16 protein-coding genes and 1 pseudogene are annotated in these 21,521 nt (G+C 57.7%); 12 read left to right on the plus strand and 5 right to left on the minus strand.

Going from position 1 to position 21,521, the window contains the following annotated elements; all coding sequences use genetic code 11:
* Nucleotides 1-88 precede the first annotated feature (88 nt).
* A pseudogene (locus BSG17_RS23665) lies at nucleotides 89-1,717 on the minus strand (Eco57I restriction-modification methylase domain-containing protein); the annotation flags it as partial.
* 637 nt (nucleotides 1,718-2,354) lie between these two features.
* Here BSG17_RS23665 and BSG17_RS23670 point away from each other — a divergent pair.
* Nucleotides 2,355-2,669: a hypothetical protein gene (locus BSG17_RS23670; RefSeq protein WP_089827846.1), complete on the plus strand. Its 315-nt coding sequence runs from the start codon at nucleotides 2,355-2,357 to the stop codon at nucleotides 2,667-2,669.
* A 1,490-nt stretch (nucleotides 2,670-4,159) separates the two neighbouring features.
* Here the strand turns inward: BSG17_RS23670 and BSG17_RS23675 are convergent.
* The 3 genes from BSG17_RS23675 to BSG17_RS23685 form a co-directional block, all read right to left on the minus strand.
* Entirely contained in the window at nucleotides 4,160-4,378 is a 219-nt protein-coding gene (locus BSG17_RS23675) for a hypothetical protein (protein WP_089827847.1), read from the minus strand.
* 648 nt (nucleotides 4,379-5,026) lie between these two features.
* Complete coding sequence (locus BSG17_RS23680) at nucleotides 5,027-5,311, minus strand: hypothetical protein (RefSeq protein ID WP_089827848.1); 285 nt, start codon at nucleotides 5,309-5,311, stop codon at nucleotides 5,027-5,029.
* 95 nt (nucleotides 5,312-5,406) lie between these two features.
* Nucleotides 5,407-5,874 carry a hypothetical protein gene (locus tag BSG17_RS23685; RefSeq protein WP_139246787.1) on the minus strand — a complete coding sequence of 156 codons (468 nt, stop codon included), beginning with the start codon at nucleotides 5,872-5,874 and terminating at the stop codon, nucleotides 5,407-5,409.
* A gap of 762 nt (nucleotides 5,875-6,636) precedes the next feature.
* Between BSG17_RS23685 and BSG17_RS23690 the strand changes: the two genes are divergently transcribed.
* The 5 genes from BSG17_RS23690 to BSG17_RS23715 all read left to right on the plus strand — a co-directional run bounded on the left by BSG17_RS23690 (nucleotide 6,637) and on the right by BSG17_RS23715 (nucleotide 10,731).
* Nucleotides 6,637-6,921, plus strand: a complete 285-nt coding sequence (locus BSG17_RS23690; protein ID WP_089827873.1) for a PadR family transcriptional regulator — start codon at nucleotides 6,637-6,639, stop codon at nucleotides 6,919-6,921.
* Between the two features lie 1,110 nt (nucleotides 6,922-8,031).
* The gene (locus tag BSG17_RS23700; protein WP_244531696.1) at nucleotides 8,032-8,484 is read left to right on the plus strand and encodes a hypothetical protein; all 453 of its coding nucleotides are present in this window, start codon (nucleotides 8,032-8,034) and stop codon (nucleotides 8,482-8,484) included.
* 168 nt (nucleotides 8,485-8,652) lie between these two features.
* The gene (locus BSG17_RS23705; RefSeq protein WP_089827851.1) at nucleotides 8,653-9,057 is read left to right on the plus strand and encodes a DUF7522 family protein; all 405 of its coding nucleotides are present in this window, start codon (nucleotides 8,653-8,655) and stop codon (nucleotides 9,055-9,057) included.
* A 436-nt stretch (nucleotides 9,058-9,493) separates the two neighbouring features.
* A complete protein-coding gene (locus BSG17_RS23710) occupies nucleotides 9,494-10,033 on the plus strand; it encodes a hypothetical protein (RefSeq protein WP_139246788.1) in 540 nt (179 codons plus the stop codon).
* Between the two features lie 212 nt (nucleotides 10,034-10,245).
* The gene (locus BSG17_RS23715) at nucleotides 10,246-10,731 is read left to right on the plus strand and encodes a DUF5518 domain-containing protein (RefSeq protein WP_170864940.1); all 486 of its coding nucleotides are present in this window, start codon (nucleotides 10,246-10,248) and stop codon (nucleotides 10,729-10,731) included.
* 63 nt (nucleotides 10,732-10,794) lie between these two features.
* Here BSG17_RS23715 and BSG17_RS26495 read toward each other — a convergent pair whose 3' ends face one another.
* Entirely contained in the window at nucleotides 10,795-10,989 is a 195-nt protein-coding gene (locus BSG17_RS26495; protein WP_139246789.1) for a hypothetical protein, read from the minus strand.
* A 241-nt stretch (nucleotides 10,990-11,230) separates the two neighbouring features.
* Here BSG17_RS26495 and BSG17_RS28115 point away from each other — a divergent pair, with 241 nt between their 5' ends.
* Genes BSG17_RS28115 through BSG17_RS23745 form a run of 6 tightly spaced genes read left to right on the plus strand, consistent with a single transcriptional unit; the run spans nucleotide 11,231 to nucleotide 21,344 of the window.
* Entirely contained in the window at nucleotides 11,231-11,575 is a 345-nt protein-coding gene (locus BSG17_RS28115; RefSeq protein WP_244531697.1) for a hypothetical protein, read from the plus strand.
* Entirely contained in the window at nucleotides 11,550-13,319 is a 1,770-nt protein-coding gene (locus tag BSG17_RS23725) for a TrbL/VirB6 family protein (protein WP_244531698.1), read from the plus strand. Before BSG17_RS28115 ends, BSG17_RS23725 begins: the two co-directional genes overlap by 26 nt.
* On the plus strand, nucleotides 13,316-14,365 hold the full coding sequence (locus BSG17_RS23730; protein ID WP_089827854.1) for a TraC-like domain-containing protein: 1,050 nt from the start codon (nucleotides 13,316-13,318) through the stop codon (nucleotides 14,363-14,365). The genes BSG17_RS23725 and BSG17_RS23730 overlap by 4 nt, the downstream gene beginning before the upstream one ends.
* A 2-nt stretch (nucleotides 14,366-14,367) precedes the next feature.
* Nucleotides 14,368-16,278 carry a VirB4 family type IV secretion system protein gene (locus BSG17_RS23735; RefSeq protein WP_089827855.1) on the plus strand — a complete coding sequence of 637 codons (1,911 nt, stop codon included), beginning with the start codon at nucleotides 14,368-14,370 and terminating at the stop codon, nucleotides 16,276-16,278.
* Between the two features lie 2 nt (nucleotides 16,279-16,280).
* Nucleotides 16,281-17,330 carry a hypothetical protein gene (locus BSG17_RS23740; RefSeq protein WP_089827856.1) on the plus strand — a complete coding sequence of 350 codons (1,050 nt, stop codon included), beginning with the start codon at nucleotides 16,281-16,283 and terminating at the stop codon, nucleotides 17,328-17,330.
* 57 nt (nucleotides 17,331-17,387) lie between these two features.
* Nucleotides 17,388-21,344 carry a helicase HerA domain-containing protein gene (locus BSG17_RS23745; RefSeq protein ID WP_089827857.1) on the plus strand — a complete coding sequence of 1,319 codons (3,957 nt, stop codon included), beginning with the start codon at nucleotides 17,388-17,390 and terminating at the stop codon, nucleotides 21,342-21,344.
* The last annotated feature ends 177 nt before the right edge of the window (nucleotides 21,345-21,521 follow it).

The following is a 21,521-nucleotide window of genomic DNA, read 5'->3' on the forward strand; positions in this document are numbered from 1 at the left end:
CGAGGAGATCGACTTCCACCATACCCGACCTCCTCGGCTTCATCCTTACTGATTTGACGGTCTATCCCGACGCCGTACCCCTATTCAACACAGCAGGATCAAGTACTTTCAGATCCAGCACTGACTGCCAAAACTGGGCGAAGTACTCGCGATCACTCGGTTCCAATCCGTCTGCCCGCAGTTCGTCGTCGATATCCGCCAACAGTGGGTCAATCGTCTCTTCGACGATATAGGTCACCACGTAATTGGGCGTGTAGTACGCTCCGGTAGCCTTTCGCTCTCCGTCGTCGTTGACAACGTACAGCTCACCCGGCTCAACCGTCTCGACAGCCTCGGCAACGCTCACCTCAGTTGCAGGCTTCCAGACCTGCCCCCCATCTTCGGCAACAGCGGCATACTGTTCCGGTGCAATGCGGAACTCGTGTTCGAGGAGTCCCTCGTAGATTGTTCCCAAATGTCGTGTGTCCAAGTCGGCGTAGTCTGCAAGTACGAACCCCGATCCGTCGTCTGCACGCGTTGTTCCCAGTCGATAGACGACCTCTGCAATATAGCGGTTTGCAACCGCGTTACTCGCTAGGAACTCGTGTGCGTCAGTGTCGAAGAGTCCACCGTTGTAGGGTGGAATGCCCAAGGACTCCTCACCTGAGTCGACAAGCCGGAATAGGTCCTCAAGCTTGTTCCACATCGATGTCGAGTGTTCGCTGTAGTCTTCGAATGAGTCGCCTCCGGTGATGTCTTTGTGTATCCGTTGGCGAAGTGAATTTAGACTGAACCGTTCCTCGAATTTTGCCTGATTACTTGGGTCCTCTGGCCTAATGAGATGCCGAGACTCCGCGTACAGTACGAACATCAACCGATAGAGGAGGACGAGCGACTGCTCTTTCAGTTCTTCACGAGCCTCCGTATCGTCGGGGTCGATGGTGAGGTCATTCGTCTTGATGAATCCCTCACCAAGCACTCGAAGTGCAGTGAAGACGTTGTCCTGAAGGTCTTCACCGAGTTCTTGAGCAGCCGTTTCGGATTCATTCCAGACCGTATCCAAGAACGACGTGCCTGACACCTCACGGAACGCTTCTGGGCGGAAAAACAGGTAGAAGTACTTAAACGCCTCAAGATCACCTGACGCCAACACCTCGGGGAGGTTGATTTCGTAGTACGTCTCAGTAGCGTAGTCTTTTGTCCCGTAGAGCCGCCATGTTTTGCCATCTGTGAGGATGCCCCACTGGAGTCGTTCAGGCGTGTGCTCAAGGTAGTACTTGATTTGATGTGATGCGTCGCGGTATGATCGCGTCTCGGCGAATCGCTTGGTGAAATCAGCATCCCACTGCTTTGCTTCGAGGACTGCAGAAGCAAGTCCATACATCGCTTCAGCCTCTCCGTCTCGCTTTCGCAGACTCGCGTCGCGGCGCACGTCATCTGACCCGAAGAGTAGACGGTCATTGTATCCGTCCTTGCCGGGAAGCGTGGTCTCAGCGAGACTGCCGAAACCAAGGACATCAAGTACTTCATCGATCCACGATGTGAGCAACTCGTCTTCATTGTACGAAGCGACGAGTTCACCTTCGAGCTCCCAGAGTTGCTGGAGTTCCTCGAACGCAGCCTCAGCTTCCTCGTCGCACTCCCAGACGTCAAGGTCGTCGACACGTTCATCTAAGTAGTAGCCGGAGAAGAGATTCGAGTTACGATAGACCGTCGATCCCAGTGTCGCCTGACTCATCTGTTGATAAATACAGACTGTTAGAACATCATGAGTGTATGGGATTCAAACAGGATCCTCAATCTCGGTTGGAGACGTCAGCCTCATTTGATCTATCTCCGAATGTGGTTTTGACGCTTTGTTAGGGGCTCAAACACTATTGTGGAGCGCCATTTTTCACCACGTCGGGATTCACAACGCCATCGAACACTTCACAGCCCTCGAAAAACGCTCTCCCACGCGCTCAACGCTCCGATGGCCATTCACAACACCCCGAAATCCCCGAAAGGAAGCCCCGAAAACACCATTGTAAAATCCAAACGTTGTCCTGATTAGCTTGACCCCACCTCAGCACACCTGACAGTCCCAAGAGCAACACTTAGCAGGGATGGGACTAGACCATGCAGCCATGTCGAGCAGTGACACGCTCCGAAGTCGGCTCACACAACTGCTGTCGACAGACACCGTCATTCACGAATGCCGCCAGTGTGGGACGACGTGCACGGCCACGGACGCTGACTGTCCAGCGTGTGGCGCAGCCGAGATCGTCACTTACCGCTTCTAACTCGCCTGTACTCGTCGACGCCGACACACGCCCACCAGCCAATTTCCACCCCAACAGGTATCAACACTAACCACTAGCTAGTACGCAATTGACATGTCCGTGTCACTCCCCACCCAGATCGAAGCCCTCGAAAGCCGCTCGCCCCAACACTACGGGACGCTCCGACGACACCTCCCACTGCTCCGGACGGCTCTCGACGACGCCACCCGCCCGTATCCAACGAGTCGACAACTGTACGACCAACTGGAAGACCCACCCATCCCACCACACACCTTCGGCCGCTTGCTCGCCTTGCTGGTCGACTTCGGAATCATCGCCCTCTACACGGAGCGTTCCAGCGCTAATCGCTACGATATTCGTGCATACGACGCAGCTGACCTTGAGGAACTCGCGGCCCTACTTGCGTAAGCCTCCGACGGAGTCGACGACGTGCACGTGGGTGTCCATCGTCGTCGTAACGGTCGGATGTCGCCTAGACGCGAGACATATGCGGACGGCGACGTCGCGTGCTAACGGACTCGATCAAACGCCCCACAGGCCTGTGACATACAGGAACCACCGCAACGCATGAGTGCATACTCGGCATGCAGCCGTCGAGCCGCTTCCTGGGTATCCACAGTCGTCGTTCAGTTGGGTGTCAAGCTGGTCGCCTCCAAGTGGGGTGTCGCCTCTGAGGCCAAACATGTGGATGGCGACAGTGTCGCCGCTCGGCAAGCCGTCATTCAGGGACGCTCTCCCTCACGAGTACCGTCGCCGTCGAATGGGTCGCCGCCCACGAGTGCAGTGCGCACTGTGACGGCCGTCTGAGTCCAACAAGACAAATAGTTATCACACAGCGGACAGCACGTGGTCACCATGGACGAGCACCCGCTTCCAACGTAGCCCCGGACAGCACTCGTGGAGCGCTCAGTGACATCGTCTGGAGCATCGTGTCGCTCGTTTCGATGTGGGTTGGCGCCAGCATTCTGGTCGGTGCCAATCCGATTACCATGTTCGGAGTGCTGTGGGGACTCTTCTTGCTCGGTGTCGGCGGTGTCCTCATCGCTGTTGTCTGGTGGCCTACCCGATAATTCACCTGGGAGTCTGTCGTCGTCGACTCTCCGACGAATGTGCGTAGCTGCGACGTCTTTCCTGTTCACATCTGCCCGTTGCACACACCGTGGTCGGTAGCAGTTGAACGTTCACGAGTCACCGCCGGCAGCCGACAAGTCGACGACAGTCCGCTGGCATACTGTTTTCCGTAGCGGCGTCTCTAGTTCGGCTATGACCAGTGCACAACGAGAGCGACTTGGCCGCCTCGCCGGCATTCTGGGGATCCTTATCTCACTGTGCATCATCGTGCTTGGGCTCACCGGCGTCATCTAATCAGGACAGAATCTCGAGTCCGCCTGTCTCCGCTGTTCGTCTCTGTGAGACTGAATGCGGCGTCGCCCACCACGACGTCAGTACTCCTCGCCCACTTGGCCACGGTCGTCGCCGCCGTCACAGGTCGTACACGCAGGGCCAAGTCCACGCCGCCGCCACTATCTATCCAGTTGCGAGAGCCTCTGGCTCACGTCGAACAATCTTCACGTGTGTTGAACCCGAAGTAGAGGACGCCCACCGTCGGACAAGACACCGCGTGAGTCCTGTCTGAGGTGGGCAGCACGGAGACGCTGCTTCGAGTGGTCGGGGACCGTCACGGTCACCGTTCCCAACTGCGTCTTCCATAAGCAGTCGACCACAACACACAACACTCCAATCCGCCACTCGAAGCCGTCTTCCTGGCTGCAGTGTGTGCGTTACGACGAGCGAGTATCCAGGCCCACTCAGAAACGCCTTGGATTGCCAGCCGTCCGTCACAGTCTCCGAGCAGCAACTCGACCCCACGACACACGTCGCTATTCCGAGTGGCGCGATTACGTAATCCGGACGTCGTCCTGCACGGCATACAGATACCCTTTCGAGAGCAACCGCTCGACCAACATGGCCGCCTCGTCGGCCTTAAATCCGGCCTCAGCCACCGCCGTCGTGGCGGCCTCGCGTCGACAGCCTGCATCCATCCCATCGACAACCACCTGTAGTCGGTCGAACGCAGCTTTCTCACGCGGCGTCAGCGGTGTCTGAGAGTGACGCATTACGAAAGAAATGGACGACACAACGTATGAAACCTCGCACGACGGCCGTCAGACATCGGGATATCCAACCGAATCGCACTGAACGCCGCGCCAAGTGTCCGTCCAGACAGTCGGGTCGCAGAGCGTCGCCACTGCTGTCCGAGTTGCTGTCTGGTTGGCAGGCCCGCTGACCGCTCTCGGCACGCAAAGCGTCCAGGAGCGCCAGTCCGCGTGGGTGTCCACCGTCGTCGCTCACGCCGGGTGTCGCCTATAACGCCAAACACGTGGGTGTCGACGTCGTCGCCTGCTGCAGAGCGGCTGTCGAGCGAGCTGTGACACAGGCCCCGGTCTGGACGTCTCGTATGACACACACCACGTGACCGGACTCACGGTCGTCCAGTCGCGTCCATTGTCTACCAGCCACCGGGTGTGCTTGTGTCTCATCATCGCGAGCCTCGTCGTCGCCACTGCGCTGTTCAGCCATCCCACAGCCGGTTCGCAGTCGTCGCCGATTACCACCGTCGCAATCGACACGTTCGCTGGCAGGCACACACTGGTGGTCCTGTTCACCCCCGATTCGTGCCACTCTCTGACGGGCGGTCCACGCTTCGACATCGTTGAGACACGTTTTCGTGCTACTGTCTGCTATCTCTGGAAGCGAGGCGCACGCTACGGTTCAAACTGCGTGAGGAAGACGCCCAGGGCAACAAGCAGGGCAAAGCCGGTGATGGTGTCGCGGAGAAGCGTCAGCAGGTCTCGCCAGGAGTCCGCCATATAGGGTCCAAACAGCGAGTCGATGAGGCCAGTAAAGACGTCAAGAATCCCGAAGACGAGTGTTGCACAGAGGTACCCGCCGGCGACGATTATGAGTGCATAGCACGCATACCGGAGGACTCGCACAATCGGAATCGATTCATCCGGACGAAACCGCTCAACCAGGGGACCAGACGACATAGATTCACGGTGCGTCACACATAGCAAAACGCTACCGATTGTCTGTCTTACCGTGCCGTGGAGTCCACGTCGTCCCCTGGCACCGATGCAGGTCGTCAGGTATCTTCTGAGACGTTCAGCTGGGCCCTTGGTTCTGCCCTGCGGGACTCCAGTCGCCACTTACGATATCTGGAGCTATCGTTCCTTCTTCTGGTCGCGGTCACATCTGCAGTCGCACTCGGTGGTGTACTTGCAGGTACTGGCCTCCGGTCGTCCACTGCGATTGGGTCGTCGCCGCCGACGTCGCACGTCATGTCCAGGGCCAAGTTCACAATGTCACGCAGGTTCGGAACCGAGTCGCAGAACTTGAGCGTGAAAATGAACTCCGTCGCGACGAAGTGAAAGCACTCGTCGCCGCTCTCGAAGACCAAGGCGTGCACGTCAAAGACGCCTCCCTCAGTCTTCGTGACGACGCGTAGAGAGTGTCGCACGCGAATCCGGACAGCCTTACTCGCTTCTCTCAGGCAGTCAGTGACTTTTTCCCACAGTATTGCATGTGTATTCATGCCCCATGTATCGTACATGGGTCATACCGGAATGCCACACCCGATGGATGTGCCTCCGTCGAGGCACAGCCCATTCGGAGTCGTGCTGGCCGCCCTGAACTTCGCGACTGCCGCGACGTTCGGTGAGGCTGGCACCGTGGCTTCCGTTTGATCTACGCTGTGAGATCGTATCTCTTTGTAACCTGTCCCAGCGTCGCAAATCGGTAACGCGTAGCTTGGGGGATTTATACTCGTTCGGCTCTGAACAATGACGCTTTATAGGGTTAACTCCGTATCTCAATGTACAACCCATCAGTCAATTCCGGGCAGGGATTGAACGATGGGTTGTGGCATTCCGGTTGACGACGCTCATCCCGAGCGCTCGTCAGCTTTTCCGGACTGAAGTAACACTCGCTGGCAGTGACAGCGTGCGATCGTCTTCTCGTAACGTGCAGTATACTGCGTTCAGCAGTCGCTGCGACAGTGACAACGACGCCGTTCGCGCTTCCTGCGTCAGAACCGCTTGTCTCGTACTGCTACTGCACCCTCCTCGGGGTGTCGAATGGGTGTTGACGTCGTCGCCGTGCTCGAAGCCCAGAGCATTCGTGTTACAGCAGCCGCCCGGGGGCGTCGCGAAGACGGAACGACACGACTGTCTGAAGCGAGGAAGGGTCTGTCCAATCTAGAAGTCGGTTTACACGTAGATACAGAACTTATGCACAGTCCGTTTCATAATTCGGTGTAGAAATACACAAGTGTACAGAAACTAATCTATACGGAGAGGTAATGGGAATGAACGAAATGTTCGGGTTGACGGGGTTCCAGCGAGACCTGCTCGTGGTGGCGAGTGGCTTGGAGAAGCCATCAGGACAACAGATCAAAGACCAGATCCAAGCGACAATAGGAACTGAAGTGAAACACGGGCGGTTGTACCCGAATCTCGATACGCTCGTCGAGCGTGGCCTCCTCGAGAAAGGCCAACTGGACCGCCGCACAAACTTCTACCAGGTCACCGAGAAGGGAGCGTTGACCATCCAAGAACAGCTAGAGTGGATGCAATCGCAATCCAAAGCCCTGCCAGCCTAACACTCGGTTGGTAGTGCGGTGAGAAGCAGATGCTCGCATCTCGGTTCGCTTCTGTGCACTCGATTATTCCTCGGGTGGACAGAGCATATGCGGCGTGCGACGATGGGCGGGCTGTGCAAGAAAGGCACGAATGCGCTTGCGATCGTCGTCTGTGATACCGTCGACAGCAGCTGTTGAATCATTGTGTGTGGCCATTAGTTGCTTCCCACGTCTACACATCAACAGAACAGACAATAAATAATCGCGAGTTTTCTGAAATATATGACTCTCCTAAATCTCAGTACAAATTCGGTAGCAGGCTCCACTCCTGGTGGCCAGCACGGTGCCTTCGTCGTCGCACAGGACCCACCCCGCGGTACTCTGCAAGGGATGAGGATGGTCACAGTCGATGCTTTTCGACCCACTCCGTCGGCAATCACACCAGGCACACGCGCCCTGAATCAATGCCACTGCCGAAATGCTGTGTACACACCATCCCCCTTCTCCCGGACTTTCGGTCATCATGGATTGACCGTCGGCGAGCACCAGACACAGCACGAGTGAACTCTTGCAGACACGAACCACGATAGAATATTGTTGGTGTTCGAGAACAACCGCTATGCTTATCATTCTACTTAACAGAGACAAAACGGGGAAAGGAATGGCTGGCAAATCACAGAGTACGATGGAGGTGACGTGCAACAAATGTGCGTTCACACAGGTTGTAAACCCTGGTGATGAGGTATTGCCGTCGGAGGTCGTCGTCGAGCACGGGAAGCAGACGGGTCACAAGCTCACGGTGGCCGCACTCGTAAAATAACCTGTCTCGCAACAGTATTGTCTTGGACGAGCAAGATTCTTCACTGAATAGCGGGAGATGCAAGGGAGGGACGGAGAGGTGCCTCTGACATACGACTCCATGCAAGATGGGTGTCGCAAACAGGGGTTTCAGACACGAATACAACAGTATTTCGTCATATTTGTTGAGTTAATAGTCTGTATTGGATGTGTGGTTTCGTGAGCGGTATGTCAGACAATGACGCGCGTGACGAGCGGGGGCTGTCCACATCGACACAACAGACACGGTTTCGTCGGAGGGTTTATTCCTGCAACACAAACACGTTCGAGACGATGACGTTGGGGAACATCGCCTACCTCGAGGAACACGGTCCGGCCCCCGTCGCTGAGTTGCCCCACGAAATTACCACACCACAACGGGCTGCGGGACTCAGTTGTCTCACTCTGTATGCCGGCCGGGGACCAGCCGAGCGAGTGGGCGGCCGCCTCTCACCCATCGCGTATCTCGACGCCGAACACGACCCTGTGGCAGTCATCCGGGCCTTAATCGAGGTGAACCCGAAACTCACGGAATACAAGTCACGCCGTGGCCTCCGACGGGTCCTCGGCAACCAAGGTCAGCAATGGGGCAAGGCTGCTTCGACCGTCCTCGATGAGTACTACGAACCCAGTGATCACGACCCCGACCACCGGGAGGCCGCCGAAACACGTGACTGTCCATTCTGCGGAGAGACAGTCACGAAGGGTGGGCTGCCCGATCATCTCACTGGCTGCCCGGAGACGTAGTGATTACCTTCTCGCAGTGCTCCCCAGGGAACCCAACAGCACGGTCTATCTGAGAGGTACCGAACGTGAACGGTGAAATCCCCGTGTCGGAGCGAAACGCGGCTGTAGGGGTTTCAATTGTACAAATTACAAAAGGTATTAAGTTAAACTATCCATAACACGTTGCTGATGAAGTCTGCTGGTCCGACGAAGCCGATCCCTGAGGAGGCGAAAGACCTTGCGACATTCGTCGAAAAGCGAGTTGAGAGCCATCTTCGGAGTGTTGTCTGGTACGACAAGGGTGACTTCGAGGTGCTCTATGGGCGAGCCGACGTTTTGTCGCGATACTCTACAACAGAGATTGAGGAGGTTATCGACGAACTCGCACTTGAGTCACGTGAGAAACCCCTCAAAGAACAACTCTACACACACGGCTCTCTCAACTGCACGATTCAGTGTTACGAGAACGGTATCGAGATGCACTTCGTAATCGGTGAGGGCGAAGGGGTCGCAATCGGACTCGACGCGGATGCATTCGTTGCCCACGAGACGTTTCTCGGGACCTGTATCCAGAAGGCAGCCCTCAGTAACTAGCCGGGACGCTGTGCTTCAGTTGTGTCCGTTCACGACTCACGTCAGCGTCCAGCTTACAGGTCTGTAATCCAGCTCCGACAAGTTCCCATATGAGGCTGAAACTGAGTGATCATGACCTCAACACCGGGGTTACTGTCCCTTCTGTGGAGAGACGATAACAAAGGGTGACTTCCCGAGCATCTCACTGGCTGTCCTGAAACCTGGTTAATTATTCCCTAGTTTTATGCATGAATAGAATAGAGTAATGAGTGGCGTCGCAAGACCCACTGTCATCCAACCATCGGGGGATTCTCTGACAACCGTCCCTGATATCGCACGACCGGCGCTTTTCTCGTCGGTCGTTATCCGACTGACCTCTCTCACAGACAGTCGCTGTAACCCACAAGGACTGTTTCTCGGGGATATCTACTTATGCATGTGATGGCATACCACACATATGTCTGTGCGGCAAGATGATCTCGACCGTGTCCACGCCGGGGATCGAACACCACTCAGCCAGCAGGTGTCCGACGTCGTCGAGCGGATTCCAGACGACCACTACCGCGAACTTACAGCTGTCCACCCGCTCCAGGCAAACCACGACCTCGGCACCGTGCTTGCCGAGTGCGCCCCGTTCGCCGACTGGACCGGGCGCACCGATGCCGTCTACGTCCTCGAGTGTACGAACAGCCCCGGGGCAGATCACGCTGCCCGAGCCCAGCTCGGGCTCCAGCATTCGGTCGAGTGGCCGCGAGAAGCGAGCACCGCAGAGCGGCGCCTCTACGTCGGTGTCTCAAACCGGGTTGCCATCAGCATCTGGCAGCACGTCGCCGGCGTCGGCGCGGACTTCTGTGCGATCTTCCCACCCGCTCGGATTCTTGATCTCTCCTTCTACGATCGTCCCTCCGAGGCGCGGCATGCAGCGGCAATGACCGCTGAGATGGTACGCGAGCGGTTCCCTGAAGACTACGTGGCCCACTCTGAACGGCGGCACTGAAACGCGACCACCACAGGATCGGATCCTCGACAAACCTCTCCGAGAGCTGGGGGACCGCGGGCTGGACGCTGCATTGGGTCGGACGCTTCAGCGTACCGCTTCGATCGAAAGATATCGAGTCTCTGGCACCGCCAGTCGCAGCCCGGCTGGTGTGTTCTCACAAGATGGTACTCATGAGCCCGCTATTTACGCACACAAACCAATACAGGAGTATGGAAACAGCATCCACCAGAGACGTCGCCTCCCGTGGAGAAGACTTCTACCTCCACGCACTGTTGGGCGCCGTCGTGACTGTCGTTACGTCCGTCATCCCGTTTTCACCACTCATCGGTGGGGCCGTCGCAGGCTATCTGCACACCGAAGAGACTGGTCGTGGGACGCGGGTTGGTCTCGTCTCGGGGGTCTTCGCGTCGCTCCCGTTGGCAGCGGTGTTCTTTTTCATGTTCACCATCATGTCCTTCGGCTCGCTCACCACTGGCGAGTTCGCCGGGCCGATGTTCGTCATCATCATGATTGGGTTCATCCTCTTGATCGCCGCAGTGTATACCCTTGGCCTCAGTGCAGTGGGCGGGTATCTTGGTGCGATGTACGCCGAATCGCGAGCTCAAGCACGTGCCACAGAAGAGTCCGCCGACACCACGCACGCATCAGTTCCCAACGACGAGACTGCGACCGTTGATGACCAAACAACGAAGTGAATCTTCCACCCCCGGTGGGGCTGATGACGTCCTTGGGTGTCAACAGCGGTTGTCACCTGATCGCTATCTATCGGCCTGCTTCTCAAGGAACGTGTCTACCAGTTCTCCATCAGGATTGTACTCAATCCCCGACTCGAGGTTCAACAGCACTTTGCACGCGAGAATATAGGCCTCCTCCGTCGAGATCCCGTACATCTTCCCCAGCTCTTTCATGCTCCCGTGAACCCCCTCAGGAATATCTGCATTGGGTCGCGTCATTATCCGACCCACACTGGTCACAATCAGCACAAAAGCATTGGGACATCTAATTCCTCAGTTATCTTAAATTTGGCCGATAGTTTCTAGTAACATAATATCTATCTCTTAGATAGAATCCGACAATATGTCTAAGAAAACAAGTAGTAAGACAGCTGGAACGTCAGAAATCGAAACACAACCTGCCCGTCATATGCCCGGGCGAATCGACATGTCAACTCTCTTTGAGCGCACTTGTCGGACCGTGCTCACGGCAGGAGTGTTGCTCGCGACCACGAGCACGACCGTCGCTGCTCAGGAGGGTGTGGGCAGTGGAATCTGTGGGACCCCACTCGCCGAGACGGTCAATCAAGCTGCCCCACTAATCGTCGGGACGCTCATGATTGGGGCGTCGATTCTCGCGTACATCCTCCACACCGCTGCGGCCTTCCCGAGGGACCCTCAGTCCGTCCAAACAATCAAGAATTGGCGTAATCGGGCTGCGATAAGTGCGATCACGACGCCACTGTTTGCCTTCGTCATCGAGATGTTCATCGGCTTCACCGGGACATCCATCTCGAACTGTGTCAGTCTCGTCCCCTTCTTCTGAAGGAACTCACGCCACGATTCACCCTTCCATGACACGCAAATCACGACTCGTAGTGGTGGTTGCACTGACGCTCGTTGTGAGTGCTGGTATCGTTCCAATGCTCGCCGTCGCGGGCGCCCCAGCGCAACTCGGGACACCAGGCGAACCAACGCCCACTGGTGAGGAACAAAACGGCGATTCCAACGAAGAAGCAGGCTACTGTAGTGGCATCGACCCCGTCAGCGGACAGGTCTGTAACGGTGTCGTCGATGCGGTTCGCGCAATCGCACACGGGTATCTTGAATTCGCTCGCGACGTCGCCGAGTGGTCCGTCGAATTCCTTGTCTCTCGTCCGGTCCCTATGGAGGACGGCGAGATGGAACTCGTCGATCGGCCAACGAACGCGCCGATGGGAACGGCCTACGATATGTGGTTCACCAAGGGCCTCCCCATCGGGCTTGCCCTGTGGGGTTTCGCGATGGTCGTACTTCGACTCACGACGATTCTCCCGGGTGGGTCGGCTGCGGCGCATCGGAGCAAGACGCTACGACAAAAGGGGTGGTTCGGATTGTTCTTCATCCTCGCCTCGTGGATCTGGGCTGCCGCCATCTTGCATCTCTCACAAGGGATGATTCTTGCCGTCGCCCCGGATGGTGCCGACCTCGTTGCTGACCTCGGGTCAATTGGCGGGAACAACGCCGCCGCCGGACTAGGCATTATCCTCGTGTGGTTGTCCTCGGGCGTGCTGTTCCTGATGATTGCGCTCGTCTTTGGCCTCTCGTGGGTGTCGGTGTTCATCTTCGCTCCCGCACTCCCGATTTTCATCGCGCTCTCCTTGGTCGACTTTGGGCCGTTGAGCATCGTCTCAAAAGTGGGCCAAATCGGGCGGGATATGTTCGTCACCGTCTCGTTCTTGCCCTTCCCGACAGCACTCGTCTTGGGCTTCGGTTACCCAGTCATCAACGCCGCTCGAAGTGCGATGCCTGGCCCAGCGTCGATTGTGCCTGGCCTCGGCGTCTATGCGTTGTTGACGTTGTGTCTGTGGGTGATTGCGCTGTTGTCGCCGATCATGCTGTTCGTCGGCATGCGTTCCATGCGACCGTTCTCGTCGATGGCAGCCGGTCTTCTTGGTGCCGTGTCGGCGACGAGTCTCGCGAGTGCGTCGAACAAGGTCGGAAAAGCCGGGCGTGCGGCGACGAGCGCAGCGAGTTCAGCCGCAAGTGGACGTGTGGATCCGGTGCAGGGATCGCCGTTTTCGAGTGACAATGCGGGTTCGACTGGGGCTGTCGGCGCGACCGGAACGAGTGCGGCTGGCGCACTGGGGAGTGCCTCAGGTGGGCTTGCTCGGAGCGGTTCGGCGACGACGAGCGTGGGTGCTGCGAGTGCCTCGAGTTCGTCTGGTACGTCGAGAGCGACCTTCACCGACTCTCGGATTCCCTCTAGTGTTTCTCTCAATGAGGTCGCAACACGATCAGAGTTGGATAGTGAGCAGGATTACCGTGCAGGGTATTTCCTCCCGAACGGTGATTTCAAAGGAGTTGGTGGGACAAGCTCAAATCGCGACTGGACTCTTAACAAGGGTTACGAACGCTTTGACAAAGCATACTCAGACAAGACAATCCTTCTCCAGGGTGCCGACGACGAGCAATTCTACGATGTGCGAGAGGTCGTAGAGAATGAGCAATACGGTGGCCCGTACTCGTACGAACAGCAGACCGCTGAGAGCCGAGAAACAGTCTTCAACACGCGGGGGCAGAACGAATGAGCCATCGCGACCCGTCACGACGTATCCTCGACGAGTTTGGGGCAAGTGACGAAATATTCGGCATCGAGATTGACTACAGCCTCAACGACCTGAAGTTGTTCATCCCTGCTGGGATTGTCTGTGGGTTTATCCTCCTTGCAACACCGCAATGGCTGAACATCGTTGGGATGCTCCTAGCAGTTGGTGTTCTCCTTCTCACAGGCGCCTTCGTTTTCGTTACGCCGTCTCACAAATCGCCACAGCAGTGGTTAGCGGACATGATTATGTTTTCACGAGCAGCACACACCAAAACCGCAGTCGCTGAAACGCCTGCCAAACAGACCGACTCACTCACACAGGTTGAGCGGTTTCTGCCTGTTTCGGGTCTAGTCGAACGCACCGATGGCGATCTCGTCGCCGCGCTTCGCGTGAGTCCGGCGAATCTCTCACTCGCGACCGACGAAGAGTGGGAGGCGATAGCCGACTCCTTTGGCAGTGTGCTGAACGCACTGGACTTCGACCTGCAGATCCATTCGACAGCCCGCCCCGTTGAGCCTGAGCGCATTACGTCCGGGTATCGCGAACGGCTGGACGATCCCGACGTCGTCGAGAATCCGGCGCTCGGCGACATAATCCGTGTCTACCGAGAGAGATTCCCCGCGGAGTTCGAGAGTCGTGGCACCTGTGTCCGCGAGTATCACATACTCATCCCGGTCAGTATCCGCGAAGTACAGCTCGCTGACCGGGGTGCACTTGCGAAGCTCTGTAACCTCCCGATGATTGGCGGATGCATTCGAGTCCTTGGGGCTGAGAGTACCCAGCTCACTCACGAGGAGATCCGCGAGCGACAGAAAGAGGAACTGGAGCGTCGCCTTCGGGCAGTCGAGAGCGGGATCCGTGATTTAGAAGGGTGTGACGCAGAGCGTGTCTCAGCCGACGAGCTCTCTGCCCTACTCGAGGAGTACTGGAGTGGCGAACGAACACACTACGGCCCGAGTGCCGGACAGCGGAACGAGCGCGTTCGCTCGGTTCCCGTGGTGACCGGTGAGGACTCCGGGAGGTTCTGAGTATGCTCAAGACACTTATCGAGCGATTCACCAATCTCGAATCGAACGACACGGACACTGCAGACGATTACAACCAAGTGCACGCGCAGAACGTTGCACCGTCGAGTATCAAGCTCGAATCCGATATCACACGGACGGGCGAGCGCTGGGCGAAGACACTGTTCTTCGCAGACTTCCCGGCAGCGGCAACGCCCGGCTTGCTCGATATGCTGACCACGCACCCGAGCGCCGACATCGATATCTCGATTCACGCCAGCCCTCGTGAGTCAGAGCAGGCGATCAAGCAGTTCGAGCGAGCAATCACCGACCTCGATGCAACCAGACGAGAGAAAGAACAACGCGGCGGGGCGTCGCTCGGCGCAACCCAACGCCGACTCCAAGACCACAAAGAGGTTCTCGCGCAACTCACAGACGGCTCACAGCGGGTCTTCGAGGTCGCCGTCTATCTCACGATTCGCGGCAACACGAAGAAGGAGGTCCAAGAGACGACTAACCGTCTGCAATCGGAGTTGATGAAAAAGCGGCTCGTCACCAAGTCCGTCGACTACACACAGGACGAGGGGCTCGTGAGTAACAGTCCGATTGCGAAGGACACGCTCGAACAGACGACGCCAATGCTCGGCAAAGCCGCTGGCGCACTCTTCCCGTTCTCTGCGAGTACGCTCATCGAAGAGAGCGGCGTGCTCGTCGGCTACCACGCGACAACGGACGCCCCAGTCGTCATGGACCGCTTCGACCGAGAAAATGGCTACAATATCCTTACCGCCGCGAAGATTGGCTCGGGGAAATCCTTCGGGACGAAGCTCCTAAATCTGCGGCAACTCGCAAAGGACCCGGATACAATCCTCATCATGATCGACCCGCTGGAGGGCTTCCGCAGTCTCTCTGATGCCCTCGCTGGTGAGCACATCGTGGTTGGCGGGACCCGAGGATTGAACCCACTCGAAATCAAGCAGACACCAACACACGTGCTGCGAGACGCTCCCGACATCGACCCCTTCAGCCAGCGTTTCAGCAGCGTCATGGGCTTCTTTGATACCTTCTTTGCCCACGTCGGCAACGGCCTCGATAAGAAAGAGCGTGCTGTCCTCGGCACCACTGTTCGAGAGGCCTACCGCCGCAATGGAATCACCTCGGACCCCTCCACACACGGCAACGCGAGTCCGACGATTCGCGATGTGATCGGCATTCTCGCCGAAATTGCAGACGACGCTTCGGGATTCCTCGATTCGGTCGATACTGAGGCAGCCGACCCAACCGAACTTGAGGTCGAGAAGTGGCAAGAACGCGCTGCCGACCTCCGGATGGCGATGCGCCCATTCATGGGCAACGGTGAATTCTCCAATCTTGCCGGCGAAACGGAGGTCAACATCGCCGATGAGAAGGTCGTCTACCTAGACCTCCAGCAAGGCGAGGCCGACCGTGAGATCGCGTTGATGATGCAGCTGCTTTTCGACAACGTCTACCAGCGAGCCAAAGAGACGGACAAGCGTGTCATCCTCGCCGTCGACGAGGCGCATTACCTCATGGAGCACGAAGGCAGTCTCCAGTGGCTCGACCGTGCCACACGGCACTCTCGTCACTACGACTTGAGCATCCACCTCGTGACGCAGGAGCTCAAGGACTTCTTCGTTCACCCTCGGGCGGAGACCATCGCCAACAACTGTTCGATGAAAATCCTCTACCGGCTTCCCGGCCTCTCCGAGGAGAGTCGGGCGAAGCTCGGACTCACTTCCCGAGAGGCAGAGTTCATCCGGAATGCGAAGCCGGGTGATCGAGACCGTGGATACAGTCATGCACTTGTCTCGGTCGAGGACGAGGGGACGTACCCAGTCAAAGTAACCGCACTTGAGGAAGAAGCACAGCTAATCGAGATGGCTGACGAACCTCGAAACTCTACAAATCGAGTGTAACGATGCCAGACGACAACCCCCCACCGGACTACGAGATGTTCGAGTCTTTTCAGAAGGCTCTGGGGAGAGAGAGTTCCCACTGTGAAGCGTGCGGGAATGTTGTCGATGGCAATGATATTGGAGATTTCAATATCCTTCTATTGGATGACAACGTTTTCACCGTCGAGAATCACGTCGTCCTTTGTCGTGACTGTGAAGAGCGAGATGATTGGAAGGAAGCTGTCCGAAAAAAGCGTGCAGCAGAACAACAGTCACCGACTTCGCTTCGTGGGAAGCTACGGAACCTCCCAGACTCCATTCGCGACTACGTAACTGACCCAACGGCGCGCTTCCTCTTTGCGCGTCGCCTTGGCGTCCTTACAGTACTTCTCGTCGGCGTCCTCCTACTCATCCCACTGGTTGCTGCAGTCGTCGGCGCGTTGTTTGTCTCTCCAGACACGGGTATGCAGTGGTTCGACCAAGCAATCACAACCATCACCGCTGTAAGCAACACGCCGCTGAACACACTCGCCTGGATATTCACCGGCCTCTTTGGCCTCATCTACTTCGCTCACATCACCGAGAGAGAACGCAACGACCCCACAGGCTGGGCTGGCGAGTGGAATCCCCCGAAGTGGTACGCACTTGCCGTCTATTCTACCATCGGGCTGTACGGGGCGGTCATGCTCATTCTCGTCGCTTTCGAGAGCGCTCCGGTCGGTCGACGCTTCGGCGCCCGAATCTTCTGGCTTGTCGGCTCGCTGGGTATCGCCTACCAGATCAAAGACGCACTCCGATTAGACCTCGTTCGGATGGTATGGAAACCCCGGCGTGAACTCTGGGAGTTCCCCACTCGCTACGGGTTCGTCCTTGCACTCACCGCATTCGCCGTCGGCCCCCCCGCCTCGCTTCCGACGTTCACCACGCCACTCCTCGCAGCATTGACGCCGACTGTGAGTACCGCCTACATCACCGTTCGACTCCCCCACGATCGGGTGTTCCGAGACAAGTGTATCGCCGCACAGGACCGCCTGCTCGAACTCCTTCGCATCCGCGACAATGACGACAACTAATCCACTCCGACAGCCGCATCACTCCACAAACGACATCACCCAGCGAGGTATCCTCGAATGACCCGCGAGTACATCCGGGTCACGCCGACCTCCGAGACACTCCAAGCCACTCGGATTCCAACCGCGCTCGAAAGTCTGCACAAGCTCACAGCTGAGCAGTCCTCACTCGCACAACGCCTGAACCCGCTGCACTCGACGACGCCACCGACGTTCGAGTTCCTGGTCGTGAGTGAGGGGACCGACGAGCCAGTCGAATTCTACTACGGTGCTGACACCCATCTCGACACACTCGAAGAACGCCTCACGCGGATCTACCCATTGTCGTTCGATCTGTCGCGAGACTCCTTCGACGTCGAATCGAAACTCGTCGCCGACGACACGACCCGCGACGATCTCTCGCCACGCGGCGTGCGCTGGCAGGGGTCGAGTATGCGGAAAGACGACTGGATGATGCTGCTCACGCGAAATGACGCCGAACCGTTCGCAGACGAGACGCTCTCACTCCCACTCGTTTCGCTCGTCGACGAACTCGCCGATGTCGAGGCACCCACCGTCTTCCAAGTGTTATTCCAGCGGAAACCCGACTGGTCACCGACAGCCGAGAACCGGAAGCTCAACCTCCGAAACCAGACGGACACGTTCTTGCAGAAAGCGACCGATGCCGTCTTCACTGACACACGAACGCTGGCCGAGAAAGAACAGCATCTGAGTGATGGAGCCACCCAACGACTCGAAGAACTCAGCGCGAAGAACCCCCGGCGAACGTTTACCGTCAATCTCCGGGCAGTCGCTGTGCCCACAACCGACGTCGACGAGGAACCAGTCGACGCCCAACTCGATGACCTGATGACGGTCTTCGATTCGATTGGTGGGGAGTTCTACGAAGTTGAACGCGAACGCCTGCGAGCGAATCGCCATCGGGAATCGTCGAAACGGAAGCACGCCCTCGCTGTGTTCGACCAACTCCTCGATCGAGAGCTCGTGACTGGTCGGGGGCGAACCACACCGGATTTCGTTTGTAATTCCCGCGAACTCGCGCAGTTCACCACCATTCCGTCGGGAAGCGAGTTGAGCGTCGAAGGGTCGCGACGAACGCGCTCCGAACAGGAGAGTCGAAGCTCGCTACCACTCCCGCACCACGACCACATGGACAGTCTCCGAGAAGGGATGGCGATTGGCCACGCCGTCGACGAGAACGGCACGCCCCAAGACGACCCGGTGTGCATCCCGACATCGTCGCTGGTCACACACTATCTCCGGGCGGCGACGACCGGCGGCGGGAAGTCGAAAGCACTGCTCAACGACATCCTCTCGGCGTCCGCCAACACCGATGGCCCGGTCATCGTGCTTGATCACAAGGGCGACGGATTGGCGGAGAACTACATGCGTGCGCACGGCCGGCGCTTCGGGATGGACGACCTCGAGGAGAATGTCCTGCACTTTACCGTCCCCGATATCCTGCCCGGCTTCTCGTTTTTCGACCTCCGCGAAGACCTCTCGCGTGGCGTCCAACGGACGGACGCCATCAAGCGCAAAGCCGACCAGTACAAGCAAATCCTCGAACTCGTCATGGGGAAGGACTTGTTCAGACGTGCAGCCACGTCTCCGATCCTCATCGAGTCGCTCATCAAGGCGTTGTTCGACGAGGAGTACGGCCGTGAGAACGGCAGTTACCGCGAGAGTGAGAACTACTTCGGGCACGAACAACTCGAACACGCCTCCGATCAGCTTGCGGCCGCCGGCCCGCCTGAGCCGAACGAGGAAGCCCTCCCGAAGACGACCGACGTCGCCGCCCGTCGGGAACTGCGTCGAAAGGCCAACACGGATGCGAATACGTTCTCGACGATTCTCACGGGACTGAACAACCGTCTCGCCTACGTCTCCCAAGACGCCAACCTCCGGCGCATCTTCAACAACACCGCTCGGCAACTCAACTTCAACGAGATCCTCGACAGTAACCAGGTCATCCTGTTCGACCTCGGGGGCTTGAGCGACGAGGCGGCGAAACTGCTGACGGGGCTCATCCTCGCGATGCTCGAAGACGCGCTCCGGACGCACGAGGACGATCTGACGCAACGCCCCGATGATTACGTGGTCAACCTCATGATTGACGAGGCCGCGTCTGTGGCCGCCTCTGATGTCCTCAACAACATGCTTGAGAAGGGACGGAGTTTCCGCCTCTCGGTAGGACTAGCGATGCAGTTCCCCGAGCAGATGCAAGCCGAGGGTGGCCGACGCCTCTATCTCAACCTGCTCAACAACATCGGGACCTTGCTCGTCGGGAAGATCAACGTCGACCGTGAACTCGCGAACGCGATGGCCCACGAGGAGTTGGATCCCGAAGCATTCGCGAATCGGATTCGATCGTTGCCACGTGGTGAATGGATTGCCCAACTCCCAAGTCCGACGTTCGGCGAGACTGGCCCGTACCCGTTCAACGTCAAACCACTCCCGATCCCAGCGGGGCATCCGGAGAGTGAGTCGCCACTGACGGCGTCCGAAGAACAGCGGTTCCAAGACGCGCTGTCCCACGTGCACGAGCGGACACACCAGGAGTTCGGTGTCCCCCGCGACACCAGCCAACCGACGGCGACGACGCCGGACGAGCTTGGAGAGTTGCTCGATGTCACCACCGACGATTTGGACGTCGCCATCGCGAAGACCGTCCGGAGTGTGCAGCTCCGCAACGGCGCTCGTGATGACAACGAGTGGGTGAATGTCGAGACCGTCGACGAGACGTTACGAGAGTTGTACGAGCGGGTCGAGGCCGAGCCACCGGCCTACGAGGAACTCACCGAGATTCGCAAGCGGTCGCGGCTCCTCGACACCACGGTCGATATCGACGCCGACGAACTCATCGTCAAGCTCACGGAGGCGGGTGAAACAGCAGCCGAACCGGACACGGGCGACGTGCGATCCGCCGGTGGGAGTGACCACGACGATGCGCTCTTGGAGATCGAGCAAGCACTGTCGCCGCTGGGGTTCACCGTCTCGATTCTCACGCAAGACGGCAGTGAGAAGCCAGACGCGAGAGCAACACACCCAGACCTCGAAACACCGTTCGCAATCGAGGTTGAGACGACGACGCCAGAGTATCCAACGAAGGTCCTCACGAATCTCAAGAAGGCACAAGCAGAGAGCGCAGTTCCGCTCTTTGTTGTCCGAACAGGAGAGACAGAGACCTACTGGGCTGAACGAATTGAGGCCATCCTTTCACCCCCAGTTCGTGAACTTGCAAACGGAGAGACGCGGTTCTATACACACGATTCGCCGTTGACGTTCAACGGCGGTGCGACCGAGCACGGTGGCGTGACGGCCGTCCGGCCATTGAGTGAAGACGGCGACTCGAAGCGTTCTGTGTGGGTGAAGGATGGAGACGAAATTGTCCTCCAAGATGGGAACACGACAGAATATCTCCGTGTCTCTGAGTGGGACAAAGTCACCAAAGATCGGGTGCCAGCAACTTACAGCTACGATCACCCAGTCGAAGAGTACCTCGTCTACGACCGCGGGGAAATCCACGTCTATGAGTCGAAAGAGGCGTTTGAGGCAGAGTGGGCGACAATCAACAAGCCGTTCATTCCAGCAGAGGAGTTGCCAGCGCCCGCATGTCCGCAGTCATCGTATGGGATTGTGGTGCTCCGAGATGACAGTGAGCCTGCTGTCTATGAGGATGGCGAGCTGAAGCCACTCACCACACTCCTCGATGGAACCATTCAGCCAGCGTCTCCCGAGTCGGGAACCCAAACCACGACCGACGTCACATTCGAGACGTTTGTCGAAGAGTGTCTCGTCGAAGATGGGGAAACAATGCTCCCGAAGGGCGATGTGCGAGAAGTCTATGAGGCGTGGGCAGAGCGGCATGACCACGACCCTGTGAGCCCGAGTTGGTTCTCACGAAAGCTCGGAAACCACATTGAATTCACGAGCGATCGGCGACGACTTGATGGGGAACTTGCTCGCGTTTTCGTTGGGTTCGATATCGACTCCTCTCAGGATAGTGATACTGAATGAGGGGTGGGAAAGAAGAGGGTGATATCGGGTGTCGATACGCCGTGAAACAGGGGGTGTTCCACCCATATTTTCGGTTCGCTCTCAATCACGAAATCGCAAGACAGCGTGGTGTTCCACCCATTCGGAATTTGGGTGGAACATTGGCCCTCTCGAGAAAATGGGTGGAACACCGCTACG

The sequence above is a fragment of the Halogranum amylolyticum genome, from assembly GCF_900110465.1.
Taxonomy (GTDB): Archaea; Halobacteriota; Halobacteria; order Halobacteriales; family Haloferacaceae; genus Halogranum; species Halogranum amylolyticum.